This window comes from Arthrobacter bambusae (assembly GCF_022606295.1).
Lineage (GTDB): Bacteria > Actinomycetota > Actinomycetes > Actinomycetales > Micrococcaceae > Arthrobacter > Arthrobacter bambusae_A.
In genome coordinates this window covers 21,731-37,065 of record NZ_JAHHZS010000004.1, presented here as the reverse complement: position 1 = coordinate 37,065, position 15,335 = coordinate 21,731, and the positions used below count along the sequence as shown (strand labels likewise).

Below are 15,335 nucleotides of genomic sequence, written 5' to 3'. Positions count from 1 at the left end.
AGGTCCATGGTTGTGAGCCGCAGCCAGAGCCAGAGCCGTTTCTGCGGCTGAAGCCGGGATGACCATGGTGGTGGTCACGCACGAATTGGGCTTCGCGCGCCAAGTCAGCGATCAGGTGGTCTTCATGGACCAAGGGGTAGTTGTTGAAAGCGGCAGGCCCGAGGACGTCCTGGGCAACCCGCAACACGAACGCGCCCAGGCCTTCCTCTCGAAGGTCCTCTAAACATCAGCAATCCCGGCCGGCCAACGGCCGGTCCCCGGAAAGGAACTCATCCATGTCCCGCAAGCAGGTCACAACCGAACTCGCCCCCAGTCCTGCCGGCCCCTACTCCCAGGCCGTCGTCGCCAACGGCTTCCTCTACACGGCTGGCCAGACTCCGCATGACCCCATCAGCGGTGACGCCGTGGGAACCACCATTGAAGAGCAGGCACTCCAGGCCATGAACAACCTTGGCGCCGTCTTGGCCGCGTACGGGCTCGACTTCTCCCACGTTGTCAAAGCGACGGTGCACCTGCACCATCCGGGCCGCGACTTTGCAGGATTCAACACCGTCTACGAAACGTTCGTCGAAACCCCGTACCCGGCCCGGACAACGGTGGGCTCGTTCCTGGGTGACTTCCTCGTCGAGATCGACGTGGTCGCCGTCGTGCCCTAGCGCTTAGCGCTTAACGCGGAAGCGGCGGCCGCTAAGATTCGCAGCCGCCGCGTCGGCCATTCGCAGCCGAGGGGGGAGAGCCTGGGGCCGACGTTTCTAGCTGGCTTCGAGGATCTTCTTGAGGTTCTCCAGGTCCTTGCGCATGGCCGCGCGCATCATTGGCGCCATGACGATGCCTGCAAGGGCAGAGAACCCGGAAGGTTCGCCTGTGTTGCGGAGCGTCATGCGGGTGGCGCCATTCTCATCGGACCAGGTGTACGTGGTCCGCATAGGGAAAGGACCTTGGCTTGTGCGCATGGTGAGTTTCTCGCCGGGGACAAGCTCGGTGAATTCGTAGACATAGTCCAGATTTCGGCCCAGGAATCGTGCGGTGAAGGCAACCCGGGATCCCACCGCGAGCGGCTTCGGCGTCTGCCATTGTGCAGATCGTATGTTCACGTACCAGACCGGCGCGTTGTCCGGATTGGAAGCATAACTTGCCACGATCTCGCGGGGCTGCCGGATCAGTATTTCGGTCTGGACGTTCACCATGTCCCCAACTATCGCAGAACGCGTCTACAGGCCGGTAATCCCATATCCAAGGAGCTCAGGGCAAGTTGTCGGAAAGCGTGGGAGCGTGCCCGGCCTCTCCGCCGTGGGGTTCAATCTCCACGTAGTAGATCGTCCCCGTGCCAGGGGCGTGGAGGCGGTGCGGTGAGTGACGAATCGGCCGGTAGTCGTGTCCGAAGGGATCGCGCACAGTGACACGTTCAAAGTGATCCAGCCGCGCGAGGAGGCCATCGACGTCCCTGAGTGTCGCGGGATGGGTCTCTTCGCCCTCTACATCCACTACCCAGGGCGAACTTGTGGCGCTGCTGGCGAGCTCCAAGGTGAGAGTCTCGAATATTCCGGCCAGGAGGGCATCCAGCGTTGTGGGGTAGAGGCGGAGCAGCCGATGCGCTTGCGGTTCCCGGCGTCGGTCGGTGATCCAGGTTTGGCGGAGCCACGTGAATTCGACCCGGCCGAACGAGGAGCCTAAGTTCAGCTTCCGGCCCTCCTCCAACGTCAAATGGAAGTTGTTGCCTGCCCGGTCCAGGATGCTGGCTGCTTCCTCAACGTACTCAAGGTCCCTGAGCATGGCGGTTTTAGAAGGATAGTAGGTGAAATCACCGAGCTCATCGACCACGACGTAGTCTGCCGGATCCGCGCCGGCAAGCTCGGTATCGTGTGCGGTTTCTTTGCTGAGGTCGGTGCGTTTCATGGTGAATCAGCTCCTACGGAGGGTCAGTCCGAAGCCCGGATAGGCGTTGCGTCCTGCCTTCATCAGACCACCAAACGGACCGGCCGGCATCGGTCCTTAATGGTTTCCTTACGCCGGCGGGAGCAAATTTAGCGCCCCCGTTCACGTTTGTAACAGTCGGCCGCCAGCATGCCCAGAATTACGCAACAATGGCATGTTGTTATTAGAGTAAGGATTGCCTTGCCTATCACGCCGCCGTTCCGCCCCGACTCGTCGGGCTGGCCCGCGTGAAGGGCGGGGCTACCCCAACCATTCCGGTCCCAGCCGGAAACCTTGAAAGGCCCCCATGAAATTCGGCATCAAATCCGCTACGGTCCTTGCCGCCGCCACGGCCTCGCTGCTGGCACTTTCGGCGTGCAGCGGCGCCCCAAGCGGTAGTTCCGCGGCATCCGGCGACGGCATCGTCGTCTACAACGCTCAGCATGAGAACCTCACCGGCGCATGGGTGGACGCCTTCACCAAGGAGACGGGAATCAAGGTTACGCTCCGCAATGGTGACGACCTTGAAATGAGCAACCAGCTCAGCGAGGAAGGCAAGAACTCTCCGGCCGACGTTTTCCTGACCGAAAACTCCCCGGCCATGGTCCGCATTGCGAGTGCCGGCTTGCTTGCCCCGGTGGACCAGGCAACCCTCAGCCAGGTCCCGGCGCAGTACCGGCCCTCCACGGGTGACTGGACGGGCATCGCGGCCCGCTCCACCGTGCTTGCCTACAACAAGACCAAGCTCAGCGAGGACCAGCTCCCCAAGTCCTTGATGGACCTCGCGGATCCGTCATGGAAGGGCCGTGTGGGCGCGTCCACAGGCGGAGCTGATTTCCAAGCCATCGTCAGCGCGATGCTTGCGCTCAAGGGGGAAGACGCTACCCAGAAATGGCTGGAGGCGGCCAAGTCCAACTTCAAGTCCTACAAGGACGACACCCCGGTGCTCGCGGCCGTGAACGCAGGCGAGGTCGAGGCTGGAGTTTTGTACCACTACTACTCTTTCGTGGACCAGGCGCAGACCGGAGAAAACAGCAAGAACGTTGCTCTTCACTACTTCAAGAACCAGGACCCGGGTGCGTTCGTCAGCGTATCGGGCGGCGCTGTTCTGGCGTCCAGCAAGAAGCAGGCCCAAGCGCAGGAGTTCCTGAAGTTCATCACGGGTAAAACAGGTCAGCAGGTCCTCCAGAACGGTGACTCCTTCGAGTACACCGTTGGTTCCGACGTACCGGCCAATTCCAAGCTCGTGCCCCTCAAGGATCTCCAGGCACCCGCGGTGGACCCCGCCAAGCTCAATAGCGAGAAGGTCACCGAGCTGATGACCAAGGTCGGGCTGCTCTAATGGGTCAGCCGAGCTTGAAACCCCCGTTGCTGTAAAGAATCTGGCCATTCATCCACGAGCCCTGCTCGGAAAACAGGAATCTGACGAGGTCCGCGATGTCCTCGGCCGTGCCGAGCCGACCGGCCGGGGTCGCCTCAATGCCCGAACGCCGCGTCGCGTCGTCCATCCATCCAGTGTCGATGGGGCCCGGGTTCACCACGTTCGCACGCACACCCCGATCTGCCAGCTCAACGGCGGCTGCGGTGACGATGCGGTCCAGGGCTCCCTTGCTCGCTCCGTATGGCAGATTGTGAACGGTGTGATCGCTCGTCAAGGCGACAATCCGGCCGCCGACGCCGCCCGGTACAACGGGTTCCCGTAGTTGCTCCGCGAAGGCCTTGATGAGGAGCCACGTCGCCCGCGCGTTGACAGCGAAATGGCGGTCCCAACTCTCAAGGTCGGTCGTCAGGATCGAACTGTCCACGGATTCGCAGTGCGACATGACCAAAGCCGTGACCGGTCCGGGCGTTCCGGCAGCCCTGATGAGCTCAGCCGGCACCGCTGGATCGCTCAAGTCGCCCGGAACGAGCTCGACGGCGACTCCCAACGCCCGGCATTCGCTGGCGATGGACTCCGGATCGTCGGCGTTGCGCTCCAGACCGACCCGATCGTCGTACGGTCGCCAATAGTTGAGGGCGACGTCCCAGCCGTCGCGCGCCAAACCGACCGCGAGACTCGCCCCGATTGAGTGCCGTCGGCCGACCCCGTCACAAGTGCGACTTTCGAATGGCTCTGGATAGTCATGCTTCGATTCTAGGAAGGTTCCAATCAGTCAACGCGGATCCTTGCGCCCCCGAACCCCGCACCGTAGGTTTGAGGAAGCGGACGTATGCGTCCGGGGGCATCGGGTTTGAAGCCGATGGCCAGTCAGATTCAGAGAAGGAACATGGCCGTGGCAACAGGTATTGTCAAGTGGTTCAACGCCGAGAAGGGTTTCGGCTTCATTGCCCCCGACGACGGTTCGGCGGACGTTTTTGCCCACTACTCAGCAATCGCTTCGAGTGGGTACCGATCACTGGACGAGAATCAGCGGGTCCAGTTCGACGTCGTCCAGGGCCCGAAAGGCCCCCAGGCGGAGAACATCCATCCCCTGTGACAGTAGGGCACTTTTCCTAAGGCAGTTCTGCAAGCAGCCGGCCCCACGTGGGTGCCAATAAAGGCGCCCCGGCAAGCTTGAGGCAATGCCACAGCGTCACCGCTACGGAATCCAGCACCGGCACTCCGGTGGTTTCCTCCACTTCCGCGGTGATGTTGGCGCCGTAAAGGTTCGTGCACAAATAAATGAGCGCGTCCGGGTTCGAGGCGGCAAGTTCCAAGGACCCGGGCAGCATTTCCGCGTCCGTGACCCGGGCGAAGGATTCGTTGTTGCTGAGGTCCAGGTGGCGGTGGTCAACCGTCTTGATTCCTTCGCGCGCATACGACTCAATGACGGCTTCGTTCACGTCCCCGGTATACGGCGTGAACATGCCGATCCTTTCCGTGCCGAACGTCCGGAAGGCCTCCAGGTAGGCCAAGGTCGAGGTCGTGGCCGAGATGCCGGTTGCCTCCGTGATTTCCCGGACCAAGGCCTCGTCATGCGCGGCGCCGAGCCAGGAACCGGAGGTTCCGTTCCACGCGATGACGTCGACGTCCGCCGTCGCGAGCAATGCGGCGGCCTCCCGCATGACGGCCGGATCAAACTGTTTGTCCGAGGAATCATCCAGCGCAATCCGGGTAACCGGAATCCGTGTGAAATGGATGGTGACATCCTGGCGCTCACCAAGGATCCGATAACTCTGCGGCTCCAGGCACGTATTGGACGACGGCACGATCATGCCGATGCGGGTGGGGCGGTGTGCGGAAGGCATGGTTCTCCTAGGCAGAAACGGTGGCGTGAACGGAGGGCGATTTTCGAGCAGACAGGGCGTCGCGGTGGGCGGCGAAGCCGTTGCGGGCAACGAAACGGCCCACCGGGCCGGGATCGTGGAAACCGCCGTCGTCGACCACCACGCGTCCGGCGGAGACGACGACGGCGGGCCAGCCGCTCAGGGTCTTCCCTTCGAAAGGCGAGAAGTCCGTTCCCATGTGGAGGGCGCCGCCGTCCACTTCGCGCTCTTCGGCGGGATCGAAGATGACCAGATCGGCGTCGAACCCTGCCGCGATGGTGCCCTTGCCAGGCACGGCGTTGATCCGAGCGGGGCCGGCCGAGAAGACCTCGACGAAGTCCTCCACAGTGCTGTTGGGTGCCATCGCGGTGAACGTGACGGGCATTCTGGTTTCGACGCCGGGCAGCCCGTGCGGCATGAAGCGGATATCGTCGGTGCGCTCGCGCTTTTGTGAGAGGTCGTAGCAGGAGTGGTCCGAGGACACGGTGTGGATGGCTCCGCCCGCGAGGCGTTCCTTCAGCGCCGCTACGGTTTCGGTACTGCGCATGGGCGGGCAGCAGGCATACCACTCCGGGAATTCTGAGCCGTAGACGGTGTTATCAAGCGTCAGGTAGTGCGGGCAGGTCTCGGAGTAGGCTTCCTGGCCGCGCCAGCGGGCCTCAGTGACAAGATCCACGGCACCGGGGGTCGACTGGTGCACAAAGTAGACGGGCGCCCCGGTGTACTCGGCCATGGCGAGGGTCTCTTTGACCGAGATTTCCTCGGCGAGCTCGGGCCGTGTGGAATGCAAGTGCTCGATGCCGATCCGGCCGTCCGCGGCGTGCTGCCCGGTGCAGTCGGCGATGATGGGATCGTGCTCGGCATGGATGTACGTCAGTCCGTCCAGGCGCACCATTTCGCGCATGACCTTCAGGATGGTGTCGCCGTCGGCCATGGTGGAGCCACGGTTGGTTGTGTACATCTTCACTGAACGGACGCCCTGGGCGGCGAGTTGCTCGAGCTGCCAGGGCACGGTGTCATCCCAACTGACCACGGAGCCGTGCAGCGCGACGTCGCAGCGGGACTCGGCGGCCAAGCGCTTCTTGTTCAGGACTGCATCCAGCGGAGATTCCTGGGCATCACGCGGAATTCCGAAGTCGATGATCGTTGTGGTGCCGCCCCACAAGGCCGCGGTGGAGGTAGTGCGGTAGTCGTCCAGGGTGCGGAAGCGGCCGGTCACTTGGGCCACGTGGCAATGGCCGTCCACGCCTCCAGGGATCACCAACTTGCCGGACGCGTCGATGGTGCGGGAGGCGGCGGGGACCGGTTCCGCGGCGTCAATGAGCTGAGTGATGCGGCCGCCGTCGACCACGACGTGGGCTTCTTGCCGGCCGAAGCTGTTGACCACCATGCCGTGGGCGATGACGAGATCGGGAATGGTCACGGTGATCCTACTTTCCGGCTGGAACGGCAGCTGCGACAGCACTGGCAGTAACTGAGGCGCGCGCGGCGGACTGGATGGCGGTCAGGGCGGCGTCGAGGTTTTCGGACAGCCCCTGGCGATGCTTGACGGGCGGCGGCGCAAAAGCGCCTTGGCGATGGAAGCCTGACTGAAGGGCCACGACCGCTTCGGTCATGCGGATCCCGGCTGAGATTCCGTCCACCACGGGCACGGGGATCTGTCCTTCAAGTTCGCTCGCGAGTCCGGCAAGCGGCGCACCTGCCAGGATGACGACGTCGGCGCCGTCCTCCGCGACCGCCTGCCGGCTCAGCGCCAGGAGTGTTTCCTTGAAATCCCGCTGCACGGTGCCGATGCCGTTGAGGCTCTGGTTGATGGACCGGATCGAGGCAAGACGGCCGCCAAGTCCGAAATGCTCCACGCAATCCCGGTACCAAGCGGTGATGCGGTCCGAAATGGCGATGATGGAGAAGCGTTGGCCCTGCAGGGCGGCGGCGCAAAGGGCGGCCTCAGTGATGCCGATGACCGGCACGTCGGTGAGTTCCTTGAGCGCAGGCATACCGGGGTCGCCGAATGCAGCCACCAGGACGCCGTCTATGTGGTCCGCTGCCGGATCGCCGCCGCAGTGCTCGGCGATGATTTCGGCGACGGCCCCGGCTGCGATGAGGGCTTCAAAGCGGGTCTCTATGTATTCGACGCCACGGGCGGCGGTCCGGACGATCAGCTCGGTGTGCGTCCCCGCAGACCGGCGGGCTTCGGCGTCGATCAGCGCAGTGACATCCGTGCTGATGTTGGGATTGATGACTAGCAATTTCATGGTCGTTTGCCTTGCAATTTGAGTTCTGTGGCGGGCTCGTTCTGGGGGAACTGCTCGCGGTACTTTCCAATGTGCGACGCCGATTGGCTTGCGGCGCGCTCGGGATCGCCGCTGGCGATGGCGGTGTAGAGATCGCGGTGCTCCTGGATCAGTTCCGGCAGGTCGTTCACATGGCGGAAAAGCCAGTGCATGCGGCCTTGGAGCGGTTCCAGCGCGGTGCGGAGAAAATCGTTGTTGGCGATGGCCGTGATGGCATCGTGGAATTCGCTGTTGGCGCGGTGTGCTTCGAGGATTGAGCCTTTCGCGAGGAAGCGATCGGCCTCGTCGAGGAGCCCAGCCAGGTGCTTGAGGTCCTTGTCGGTGGCGCGGGTCGCTGCCAGGCGGCAGGCGAGGACTTCCAGTGATTGGCGGACATCGAAGAGGTCCTCGACGTCTTTGGGGCTCAGCCCTGCCACTTCGGAACCGCGGGAGGCCCGGTCCTGGATGAGGCCTTCCTGCCGCAGCATGCGGAGCGCTTCGCGGATGGGGAGTCGCGACACGTTGAATTCTGCGGCGAGGTCCCGCTCCACCAGCCGGGTGCCGGGCGCGTAATGACCCTCGAAGATTCGCGAACGGATGGCGTCCCGCACGGATTCCCGGAGGGGGCGGTCCGTGGTGGGGGTTTCATCTGCAATCAGCATTTTTGCTCCATTCGTGTTCTCTTGGGTCATTGCGCCCGGCATTCCCGGCGGGCGTCTGGCCTTTGGTGGTTCAGGACCGTCCGGCCAGACCGGTCAGGCGAGTTAGACCGGAAGTCGTTTGCCGTAGTCCAGCGTCAGCACGGACACGCCCATGATGATCGCGGAGCCGACAAAGTATAGGAGGGCCCAGGTGTAGGAGCCTGTGGCCCCGACAATCAGACCTACCACAATCGGGGTGACGAAGCCTGAGATGTTGCCGCTGAAGTTCATGGCGCCACCCAGGACGCCCGAGTTGGTTCGGCCGCCCAAGATGGCGGGGATGCTCCAGAACAGGCCAACCCAGCGGAGGAAGAACATGACTACGGACAGCAGGACAACCGCCGTCGTCGGGTCTGCCACAATGGTCACACCTACCAGGCCGCCAATCACGACGACGCTGGAGATGCCCAGCAGGGTGCGCATGACCTTGTTTGCCGACGCGCCGGCCGCACGCCATTTGTCCGCGATGGTGCCGCCCAGGATTTCGCCGACAAATCCGGCGCCGAAGATCACGAAGGTGGACCAGCCGATGGTGTTCAGGTTGAAGTGCTTGGCCTGGGCCAAGTAGAGCGGGCCCCAGGTCAGGAGGCCGTAGAAGACGCCGTTGAAGCCAAGCCAGCCAAAGCACATTGCCCAGAAGGAGCGGAACTTCAGGTAGGGGAGGAGGGCGCGCTTGCCCTGGACGCCGTCCTTCTTGGCCTCGGCGTCTTCCTCGGCGTGGGAGGCCTCGATGTAGCTGGCCTCGGCGTCGTTGACGCGTTTGTGGTTGCGGGGATTGTCGCGGACGTACCACCAGACGGCCAGGCCCATGAGGACTGTCGCGGCGCCGGCGATGATGAACGAGTAGCGCCAGCTTCCCGTTGAGGCGATGAGCCAGGTGATGAGGATGCCGCCCAGGCCGGCGCCGAGCGGGGCGCCTGCATCAAGGATCGTGGCGCCGCGGCCGCGCTCCTTCTTGTGCATCCAGATGGCGTTGAGCTTCCCGCCGGCCGGCATGACTCCGGCCTCGGCGACGCCGATGCCCAGGCGTGCGATGAACATGCTGAGGAAGCCGCCGGCCAGGCCGGATGCTGCCGTGGCGGCACCCCAGCCGATGCACGAGGCCGTGACGACTTTGCGGGGGCCGAACTTGTCGATGAGCAATCCGACCGGGATCTGCATGAGGGCATAGGTCCAGAAGAATGCCGAAAGCAGGAGCCCGACGAGTTCCGGCGCAAGGTTGAATTCCTTTTGGATGATAGGCAATGCCACGGAGATGGAGCCGCGGTCGATGTAGTTGACGGCTACCAGGATGAGCAGCAGTAGGAAGAGCCTCCAGCGGACACTCGTGCGTCGCTGCACGCCGTCCTTTTCTGCTGCTTTTCCTTCGACTACATGCGCGTCAGTTTCGGTGTTTTGGAGAGACACAGTTTCTCCTTCAGGGGGAGTTTGAGGAGCGGGGAAAGTCTTGAATTGTTGTGCTGGGTGCGGGTTGCCGCGGCAGCTGGACTCGCGCCGGCGGCAGCAGTTGCGGCCCGGTCCTCTTTCTGGGAGGAGGGACGCTGCCGGTTCGTTGAGAACGTTTTGGGATCCCGATTTGGGATCCCAAAATCAAAAGTAGATGTGACCCGGCGCACTGTCAAGGGTTTTGGTATACAAAGTGAAGAAACGGAATGTGACCGGGCACCAAGTCTGCCGACATGTGGACGCTGACGCCGGAAGTGATGTCGGGATGGGATACCGACGCTCTCCCTGCCTCACGTCGCGCAACCTGTTACGCGACGCGGAGAAGCCTCGCCGACGCCGGAATTCCGAGGTCGCAGGGAATCTTCCGTGTCGCCAGGCGTTTTAGGGGCCGCTCGGGAGGGCTTAGCGCGGGTTGAGGTCGGCCAGAGCCGTCAGCGCCCGCTCGGGATGTTCCGCGATGCGGTTGAGGACGTACAGCCACCACTCGCCACCGAAGATGACGTACTCCCGGGTCCTGTAGCCGTCCCTGTGGAGCCGATCGAGAAGGTCGGTCCCCAGGCCGAGCAGCATCTCGAATTCGATCGCGTCTGTCTTCAGCGCCTCGCCGTGCCTGGAGATGAGCGTGTTGACGAGCTCGTCGTCGTGGGTTGCGAGGGACAGGGAGTGGCCCGAGAGGATGAGCTGGCTCGCCAGATCGAGGTAGGCAGCCGTCAGTTCGGCACTGTTGCGGGGGAAGGCGACAGACTCGGGCTCGAGGAACGCGCCTTTGACCAAGCGAACGGTACCCGGATGGCGAAGGACCCGCTCGAGGTCTCCGGGGGTGCGGTGCAGGCGGGCTTGGAGTGTGATGCCGACGCGGGGGATCTCGGCTACGAGTTCGTCGTACAGGTCGAGGACCAAATCGGTCCGATCCGAACCTTCGGCCGAGATCATTAGTCCCGTTCCATACGGTTCAGTTATCGCGGCAAGCTGGCGTACATGGTTGAGCGCCAGATCGCGGTCGACGAGTGCGCCGAGGTGGGAGAGGTCGAAGGAGATGGTGCTCGGCAGGCCAGCCTTCCCGAGGGCGGCGCCCAACTCAAGGAACACTGCGGCTTCAGAGCGTGCGAGGTCGGTGTTGCGCACGCTCTCGCCGGCATATTCGATGCTGGCGGCATGCCCGCGGGCCACCGCCGCTGCCGCTACCTCGATGGCCTCCGCGGCTGTGTCCCCGGCCGAGTACCGACTTGCCACGCGTGAAGCCATTGTCGCCAAGGCTGGTGTGGACATGACGCGTTGCTTGAGGCCTTCATCCAATGCCCACGCCCGGAGGGTATTGGCAGCACGCTCAAGATCAATGTTCGTAGTCACCCGACAAACTGTACCTGTGGAGATCGCGGGCACCGGGGTGGCGTTCACGATGCGAAATGCGGGGCCCAGGGCTGCTCAGGGTCGGCTGCCCCTCCGGGTGTGCGCCAGGATTTCAGCCAGCTCGGCAAGCCGATGTGCGCGTGCCGATTCTGCCGGCGTGAACGGTTCGTCCGGTCGCGAGAACAGGAGCGGCCCGTGCCAGGCGGTGGGGATCTTGAGGAGCGTCGTGGAGGGCCCGACGGCGGCGCGCGCCCCGGCGGCCGGGCCTTCGGGTTCCGGGGCGATGATTTTCGCCGACAAGAGCTCGGCGACCGCCAGCGGCAGTTCGTCCGGGTTGTCGGCGATCCGGGCAGCCAGGCTCAGGGCCTTGGTCTGGCCGTCCGCCATGGCGAGTGCGGTGGTAGGCCACACGTGTGAATCCCGGCCGCCGCCGTCGTCGAGCGCTGTCAATAGCTCTTGCTCGCCGAGGTGGCCGGGAGCAGACAATACGAATTCGTCCATGACGGCTCCATCCATGGGGTGGACATGGATGCTGAGGATGTTGATGTTCATCCGGGCGAGCGAGTGGGTGATCCGTTGGAGGGAACCTGGCTGGTCGCGGAGCACCGTCCTCGCCCGCCAAAGCGCCTGGGCCGAATCGAGCTTCCTGCGATGGCGGAGGGCAGGCGCGTGGATCCAGCGCCGCAGGATCCTGGCCGCGGAGGGCTCGGCAACCCAAATGACCAGGACAGTTGCGGTCACGGTCAGGAGGAGCACCTTGGCCAGGTAAGGCAGTTGCGTTTCAACCACAATGGCGTGGACAAGAAGTTCGATGGGAAGCATCACCGCGATTTGGGCCACGGTTACCCGGGCCTTCGGGGCCTCGGGCATCTGGCCGCACACTTCGCAGGAGAGCTCAGCGGTAATGGAAGTCCTCTTGTTCGGCTTCATGGCACCATCGTGCCCGAATCCTGTTTCAGGCGGATTGCGCCTGCGTCACGATCTTGGGCAGCCCTGATCGGGGCCAGTTCGGCGCCGACCGGATGCGCCGAACTGGCCCTGGGGCGCGAACTTAGCGGGAGCTCTCGTCGCTTTTGTTGGCGGCGGTGAGCTCCGTCAGGAGGTCACGGATTTCAACAAGCAGGGCGGTGTCGGCCGGAAGCGGTTCGTCCTCGGGCTCTTCAATGGAGGCGCGGCGCTTGGTCAGTTCGTTGATCTTGTTCATGGGCGCGACGAAGATGAAGTACACGACGGCGGCCGTGATCAGGAAGGTGACGAACGCGGTGATGACGGCGCCGAAGTTGACGAAAGTCTTCGCGTTGTCAGGCCAAATAGAGAAGCCCAGTCCCTGCGCGTTGACTCCGCCGGCGGCGGCGATAACCGGGTTGATGATGTTGGTGGTGAACGCTGCGACCAGGGCGGTGAACGCGGTGCCGATGACGACGGCGATGGACAACTCGATAATGTTGCCGCGAAGAACGAAGTCCTTGAAACCTTTGAGCATGGAATGACCTCCGGTGAATGGGTACGGGTGAGGTGGCCGGAATGAGCCCCCGGCCCGGCTGGTGACAACCGAAACGAGACTATCAATCGACGGCGTTCAGGCGTCACACCCACGGCAATTTTTACGTCATTCAACGGAAGGCGATCGGGCTTCCCGGGGCCGTCCGGCGTAAGCTCGGACCGGATGCCAGAGCCGCCGTCGGGCAGTATTAGTTGAGCCCTACAGCGCTCAAGAGAAGCAAAACAGAGGCAGGCAATCCAGTGAACGCCCTGGCAGAGATGTTCAGGATCGGTCCCGGCAACAAGGACCATCACCCAGCCGTGCGCTGCGCCGTGGGCGTCTTCCTGCCATTGATCACCCTCGTGTTGTTTGGACGGCTGGACCTTGTTGTTTTCGCCAGCTTTGCGGCGTTCACGAATATCTATGGCCGCAACGAGCCCCATAGCCACCGTTTTCGAAGCCAGCTCCGGGCCGGATCGCTCCTGCTCGGCATCATCCTGCTCGCCACCCTCACCGCCAGGATCGGACAGGGCTCGGACGCCTACGTGTGGATCCTCACGCTGGGCACCACGTTGGTTGCAGCCTTTTGCTCCGTCGTGACTGCGCTGTGGCGGCTTCGCCCAGCAGGTTCCCTCTTCCACATTTTCGCTTTTGCCGCGATCGCCTCCGTGCCTCAGCAGCCTCCGCTTTGGGAGGGGATGCTTGCCGCCGTTTTGACTGCTGTGTTGGCGTTGCTGATCGGAATGTCGGCGCGGGTAGTCCCGAGCCACCGGACACCCTGGAAGCGGCCGGCGGCGGACCGGTTGCTTCCTCAGGAAGTCCGGGCAGCTTGGCTGGAAGGCTTGGGCTACTTCGTTGCTGCCGGCCTGGCCGGAACGCTTGCTACCTTGGCCGGGCAATGGCTCGGGTTCGGACACGGCTATTGGGCCATGGTGGCGGCAGTGGTTCCCTTGGTGGGGCGCAGTACCAGCCACCGGGTGCAACGGGGAATCCAGAGGATCGTGGGAACCATGCTGGGTTTGCTGGTGTTGGCCGGAATTCTCTGGCTCGGCCCGGCGCCGTGGCAGATGGTATTGGTGATTGCCGCATGCCAGTTCGGGGCCGAGCTCTTCATCGCGCGCCAATACCTTGTGGCACAGGTATTCGTCACGCCGCTGGCGCTCATTTCCACCCTGCTGGTTGCCAATGTACCGCCAGGGCTCTTGCTGCGGGACCGCATCGTCGAGACGGTGATCGGGGCCGCCGTCGGCGTCGCGGTGGTCTTGGCGCCAGCGGCGTGGTCGCGGTTCCGGGAACTCGGCGTCCGGAGCTAAGCGAACGACGGCGCTCGTTGTGGTTCAACCCGACGATGTCACCGGGTGCCGATCGTCAGAATGACCAATTGGCATGCATCCGAAACCTGCCAAGCTGGCTCAATGCGCACACTTCTAAAGGGCGGCCGGGTCATCGACCCCGGCACCGGACACGACAACATCAGCGATCTCCTCATCGAGGACGGCCGCATAGCCGCGGCAGGGGCCCAGCTGTCCCGCGCCGAGACCGAAAGGGCCACGGTCATCGACGTCAGCGGATGCATAGTCGGTCCGGGCTTCGTCGACCTCCACAGCCATGTTCATTCCGTCGCCGGGCAGCGCCTGCAGGCGATGGACGGAGTCACGACGGCACTTGACCTCGAAGCTGGGCTGGCCCCGGTCGCTGCGGCGATGGCCAATGCCGCGCGCGAGGGCCGCCCCCTCAACTACGGCTTTTCGGCCTCCTGGGCGCAGGCGCGCGCCTTTGCTCATCTAGGCGAGGCACCGGTCGCCGATGTGCACAACGCCCTCGGCTTGCTCGCCAAACCAGAGTGGCAGCGCAGTTCGACCCCGCGTGAGTTGAGCACCTGGCTCGCGCAGCTCGAGACAGAGATCGCAGACGGCGCTCTCGGAATCGGCATCCTGCTCGGCTATGCGCCGCGCACCGATCCGGCGGAGTTCCTTGCGGTCGCCCGTCTCGCCGCCGCAGCGAAGGCTCCCACATTCACCCATGTGCGTGAATTGATCGAGGCGGACCCGACGACACCGATCGACGGCTCTGCGGAGATCATGATTGCCGCCGCCGAAACCGGCGCGGCCATGCACCACTGTCATGTCAACAGCACCTCCCGCCGCCACATTGACCGTGTGCTCGGCATGCTCGAACGCTCTCAGGCCGAGGGAAACCGCGTCACTGTGGAGACCTACCCCTACGGTGCGGGCAGCACCGCGATCGGCGCATTCTTCCTCGATCCGCAGCGCCTCGGCGCCTGGGGCATCAAGCCGAGCGACATCACGATCGTCACCACCGGTGAACGGGTCGCGGATGCCGCGCGCCTGACAGAGATTCGCCGCACCGACCCGGCCGCCGCGTGCGTAGTCGCGTTCCTCAACGAAGAGGATCCGAGCGACCGGGCCCTCCTTCAGAGCGCCCTCGCCTTTCCCGATGCCATCGTCGCGAGCGATGCCATGCCCGTCACGTGGGCCCGCGAAGTTCGCGAATCACTCCAGTGGCCGCTACCGGCCGGGGGCGCCACCCACCCCCGCACGGCAGGAACGTTTGCCCGGTCGATTCGCATGATGGTGCGTGAGACCGGCGCCTGGAGCTGGCTGGAGGCATTCCGGCGCTGTTCCTACTTGCCGGCGCGCGTTCTCGATGATGCAGCGTCCGGCGCACGGGCCAAGGGCCACATTGGTATCGGTGCGGACGCCGACATCGTCGTGATCGAGCCGGAGCGCTTCTCCGACACCGCAAGTTACTTCGATTCCACCCGTCCCTCCGTCGGTGTGCGCCATCTCTTCGTCGGCGGTACAGCCGTCGTGCGGGGCGGCCTCATGCTGACGGACGCGTTCCCCGGCCGCCCACTCAAGGGAGACCCCCAATGACCGGAACCTACTTTGCTCGGGATGC

Annotated in this window: 16 protein-coding genes and 1 pseudogene; 6 read left to right on the top strand and 11 right to left on the bottom strand. The window is 63.9% G+C overall.

Annotated elements, in window-relative coordinates:
• Positions 1-40: 40 nt before the first annotated feature.
• Together KNN17_RS03815 and KNN17_RS03810 are read left to right on the top strand one after the other, a co-directional pair.
• Positions 41-223: pseudogene (locus KNN17_RS03815) on the top strand (ectoine/hydroxyectoine ABC transporter ATP-binding protein EhuA); the annotation flags it as partial.
• A 52-nt stretch (positions 224-275) separates the two neighbouring features.
• Complete coding sequence (locus KNN17_RS03810) at positions 276-656, top strand: RidA family protein (protein ID WP_241707577.1); 381 nt, start codon at positions 276-278, stop codon at positions 654-656.
• A gap of 96 nt (positions 657-752) precedes the next feature.
• Here the strand turns inward: KNN17_RS03810 and KNN17_RS03805 are convergent, their stop codons facing one another.
• Together KNN17_RS03805 and KNN17_RS03800 are read right to left on the bottom strand one after the other, a co-directional pair.
• Positions 753-1,187, bottom strand: a complete 435-nt coding sequence (locus tag KNN17_RS03805; RefSeq protein ID WP_241707576.1) for an SRPBCC family protein — start codon at positions 1,185-1,187, stop codon at positions 753-755.
• Positions 1,188-1,242: 55 nt separating this feature from the next.
• Positions 1,243-1,896, bottom strand: coding sequence for a hypothetical protein (locus KNN17_RS03800; RefSeq protein WP_241707575.1), 654 nt, complete (start codon positions 1,894-1,896; stop codon positions 1,243-1,245).
• 325 nt (positions 1,897-2,221) lie between these two features.
• Here KNN17_RS03800 and KNN17_RS03795 point away from each other — a divergent pair, with 325 nt between their 5' ends.
• On the top strand, positions 2,222-3,256 hold the full coding sequence (locus tag KNN17_RS03795) for an iron ABC transporter substrate-binding protein (RefSeq protein ID WP_241707574.1): 1,035 nt from the start codon (positions 2,222-2,224) through the stop codon (positions 3,254-3,256).
• Positions 3,257-3,260: 4 nt separating this feature from the next.
• Here KNN17_RS03795 and KNN17_RS03790 read toward each other — a convergent pair whose 3' ends face one another.
• Positions 3,261-3,956 (bottom strand): SDR family oxidoreductase, encoded by a 696-nt coding sequence (locus KNN17_RS03790; protein ID WP_241707573.1) that lies wholly within the window; start codon positions 3,954-3,956, stop codon positions 3,261-3,263.
• 231 nt (positions 3,957-4,187) lie between these two features.
• Between KNN17_RS03790 and KNN17_RS03785 the strand changes: the two genes are divergently transcribed.
• Positions 4,188-4,391 (top strand): cold-shock protein, encoded by a 204-nt coding sequence (locus KNN17_RS03785; protein WP_078107248.1) that lies wholly within the window; start codon positions 4,188-4,190, stop codon positions 4,389-4,391.
• A gap of 16 nt (positions 4,392-4,407) precedes the next feature.
• Here the strand turns inward: KNN17_RS03785 and KNN17_RS03780 are convergent, their stop codons facing one another.
• The 8 genes from KNN17_RS03780 to mscL form a co-directional block, all read right to left on the bottom strand.
• Positions 4,408-5,142 carry a maleate cis-trans isomerase family protein gene (locus tag KNN17_RS03780; protein ID WP_241707572.1) on the bottom strand — a complete coding sequence of 245 codons (735 nt, stop codon included), beginning with the start codon at positions 5,140-5,142 and terminating at the stop codon, positions 4,408-4,410.
• A gap of 7 nt (positions 5,143-5,149) precedes the next feature.
• Positions 5,150-6,583, bottom strand: coding sequence for an amidohydrolase family protein (locus tag KNN17_RS03775; RefSeq protein ID WP_241707571.1), 1,434 nt, complete (start codon positions 6,581-6,583; stop codon positions 5,150-5,152).
• Between the two features lie 7 nt (positions 6,584-6,590).
• Complete coding sequence (locus KNN17_RS03770; protein ID WP_241707570.1) at positions 6,591-7,415, bottom strand: aspartate/glutamate racemase family protein; 825 nt, start codon at positions 7,413-7,415, stop codon at positions 6,591-6,593.
• On the bottom strand, positions 7,412-8,095 hold the full coding sequence (locus KNN17_RS03765) for a GntR family transcriptional regulator (RefSeq protein ID WP_241707569.1): 684 nt from the start codon (positions 8,093-8,095) through the stop codon (positions 7,412-7,414). The genes KNN17_RS03770 and KNN17_RS03765 overlap by 4 nt, the downstream gene beginning before the upstream one ends.
• Before the next feature lie 102 nt (positions 8,096-8,197).
• The gene (locus tag KNN17_RS03760) at positions 8,198-9,541 is read right to left on the bottom strand and encodes an MFS transporter (RefSeq protein ID WP_241707568.1); all 1,344 of its coding nucleotides are present in this window, start codon (positions 9,539-9,541) and stop codon (positions 8,198-8,200) included.
• A gap of 441 nt (positions 9,542-9,982) precedes the next feature.
• Positions 9,983-10,930, bottom strand: coding sequence for a proline dehydrogenase family protein (locus KNN17_RS03755; protein ID WP_241707567.1), 948 nt, complete (start codon positions 10,928-10,930; stop codon positions 9,983-9,985).
• Between the two features lie 75 nt (positions 10,931-11,005).
• On the bottom strand, positions 11,006-11,860 hold the full coding sequence (locus KNN17_RS03750) for an ACT domain-containing protein (RefSeq protein WP_241707566.1): 855 nt from the start codon (positions 11,858-11,860) through the stop codon (positions 11,006-11,008).
• Positions 11,861-11,981: 121 nt separating this feature from the next.
• A complete protein-coding gene (gene mscL, locus KNN17_RS03745) occupies positions 11,982-12,413 on the bottom strand; it encodes a large conductance mechanosensitive channel protein MscL (protein WP_241707565.1) in 432 nt (143 codons plus the stop codon).
• A 278-nt stretch (positions 12,414-12,691) separates the two neighbouring features.
• Here mscL and KNN17_RS03740 point away from each other — a divergent pair, with 278 nt between their 5' ends.
• Together KNN17_RS03740 and KNN17_RS03735 are read left to right on the top strand one after the other, a co-directional pair.
• Entirely contained in the window at positions 12,692-13,726 is a 1,035-nt protein-coding gene (locus tag KNN17_RS03740) for an FUSC family protein (RefSeq protein WP_242598512.1), read from the top strand.
• 60 nt (positions 13,727-13,786) lie between these two features.
• Positions 13,787-15,310, top strand: a complete 1,524-nt coding sequence (locus tag KNN17_RS03735; protein WP_274619644.1) for an amidohydrolase family protein — start codon at positions 13,787-13,789, stop codon at positions 15,308-15,310.
• Positions 15,311-15,335 lie beyond the last annotated feature (25 nt).

Excerpts from the sequence above, each read along its gene's own strand:
- KNN17_RS03810 (WP_241707577.1), top strand. The coding sequence starts at position 276 with ATGTCCCGCAAGCAGGTCACAACCGAACTCGCCCCCAGTCCTGCCGGC.
- mscL (WP_241707565.1), bottom strand. The coding sequence starts at position 12,413 with ATGCTCAAAGGTTTCAAGGACTTCGTTCTTCGCGGCAACATTATCGAG.
- KNN17_RS03750 (WP_241707566.1), bottom strand. The coding sequence starts at position 11,860 with ATGAAGCCGAACAAGAGGACTTCCATTACCGCTGAGCTCTCCTGCGAA.
- KNN17_RS03780 (WP_241707572.1), bottom strand. The coding sequence starts at position 5,142 with ATGCCTTCCGCACACCGCCCCACCCGCATCGGCATGATCGTGCCGTCG.
- KNN17_RS03800 (WP_241707575.1), bottom strand. The coding sequence starts at position 1,896 with ATGAAACGCACCGACCTCAGCAAAGAAACCGCACACGATACCGAGCTT.
- KNN17_RS03770 (WP_241707570.1), bottom strand. The coding sequence starts at position 7,415 with ATGAAATTGCTAGTCATCAATCCCAACATCAGCACGGATGTCACTGCG.
- KNN17_RS03765 (WP_241707569.1), bottom strand. The coding sequence starts at position 8,095 with ATGCTGATTGCAGATGAAACCCCCACCACGGACCGCCCCCTCCGGGAA.
- KNN17_RS03795 (WP_241707574.1), top strand. The coding sequence starts at position 2,222 with ATGAAATTCGGCATCAAATCCGCTACGGTCCTTGCCGCCGCCACGGCC.
- KNN17_RS03735 (WP_274619644.1), top strand. The coding sequence starts at position 13,787 with ATGACCAATTGGCATGCATCCGAAACCTGCCAAGCTGGCTCAATGCGC.
- KNN17_RS03805 (WP_241707576.1), bottom strand. The coding sequence starts at position 1,187 with ATGGTGAACGTCCAGACCGAAATACTGATCCGGCAGCCCCGCGAGATC.
- KNN17_RS03740 (WP_242598512.1), top strand. The coding sequence starts at position 12,692 with ATGTTCAGGATCGGTCCCGGCAACAAGGACCATCACCCAGCCGTGCGC.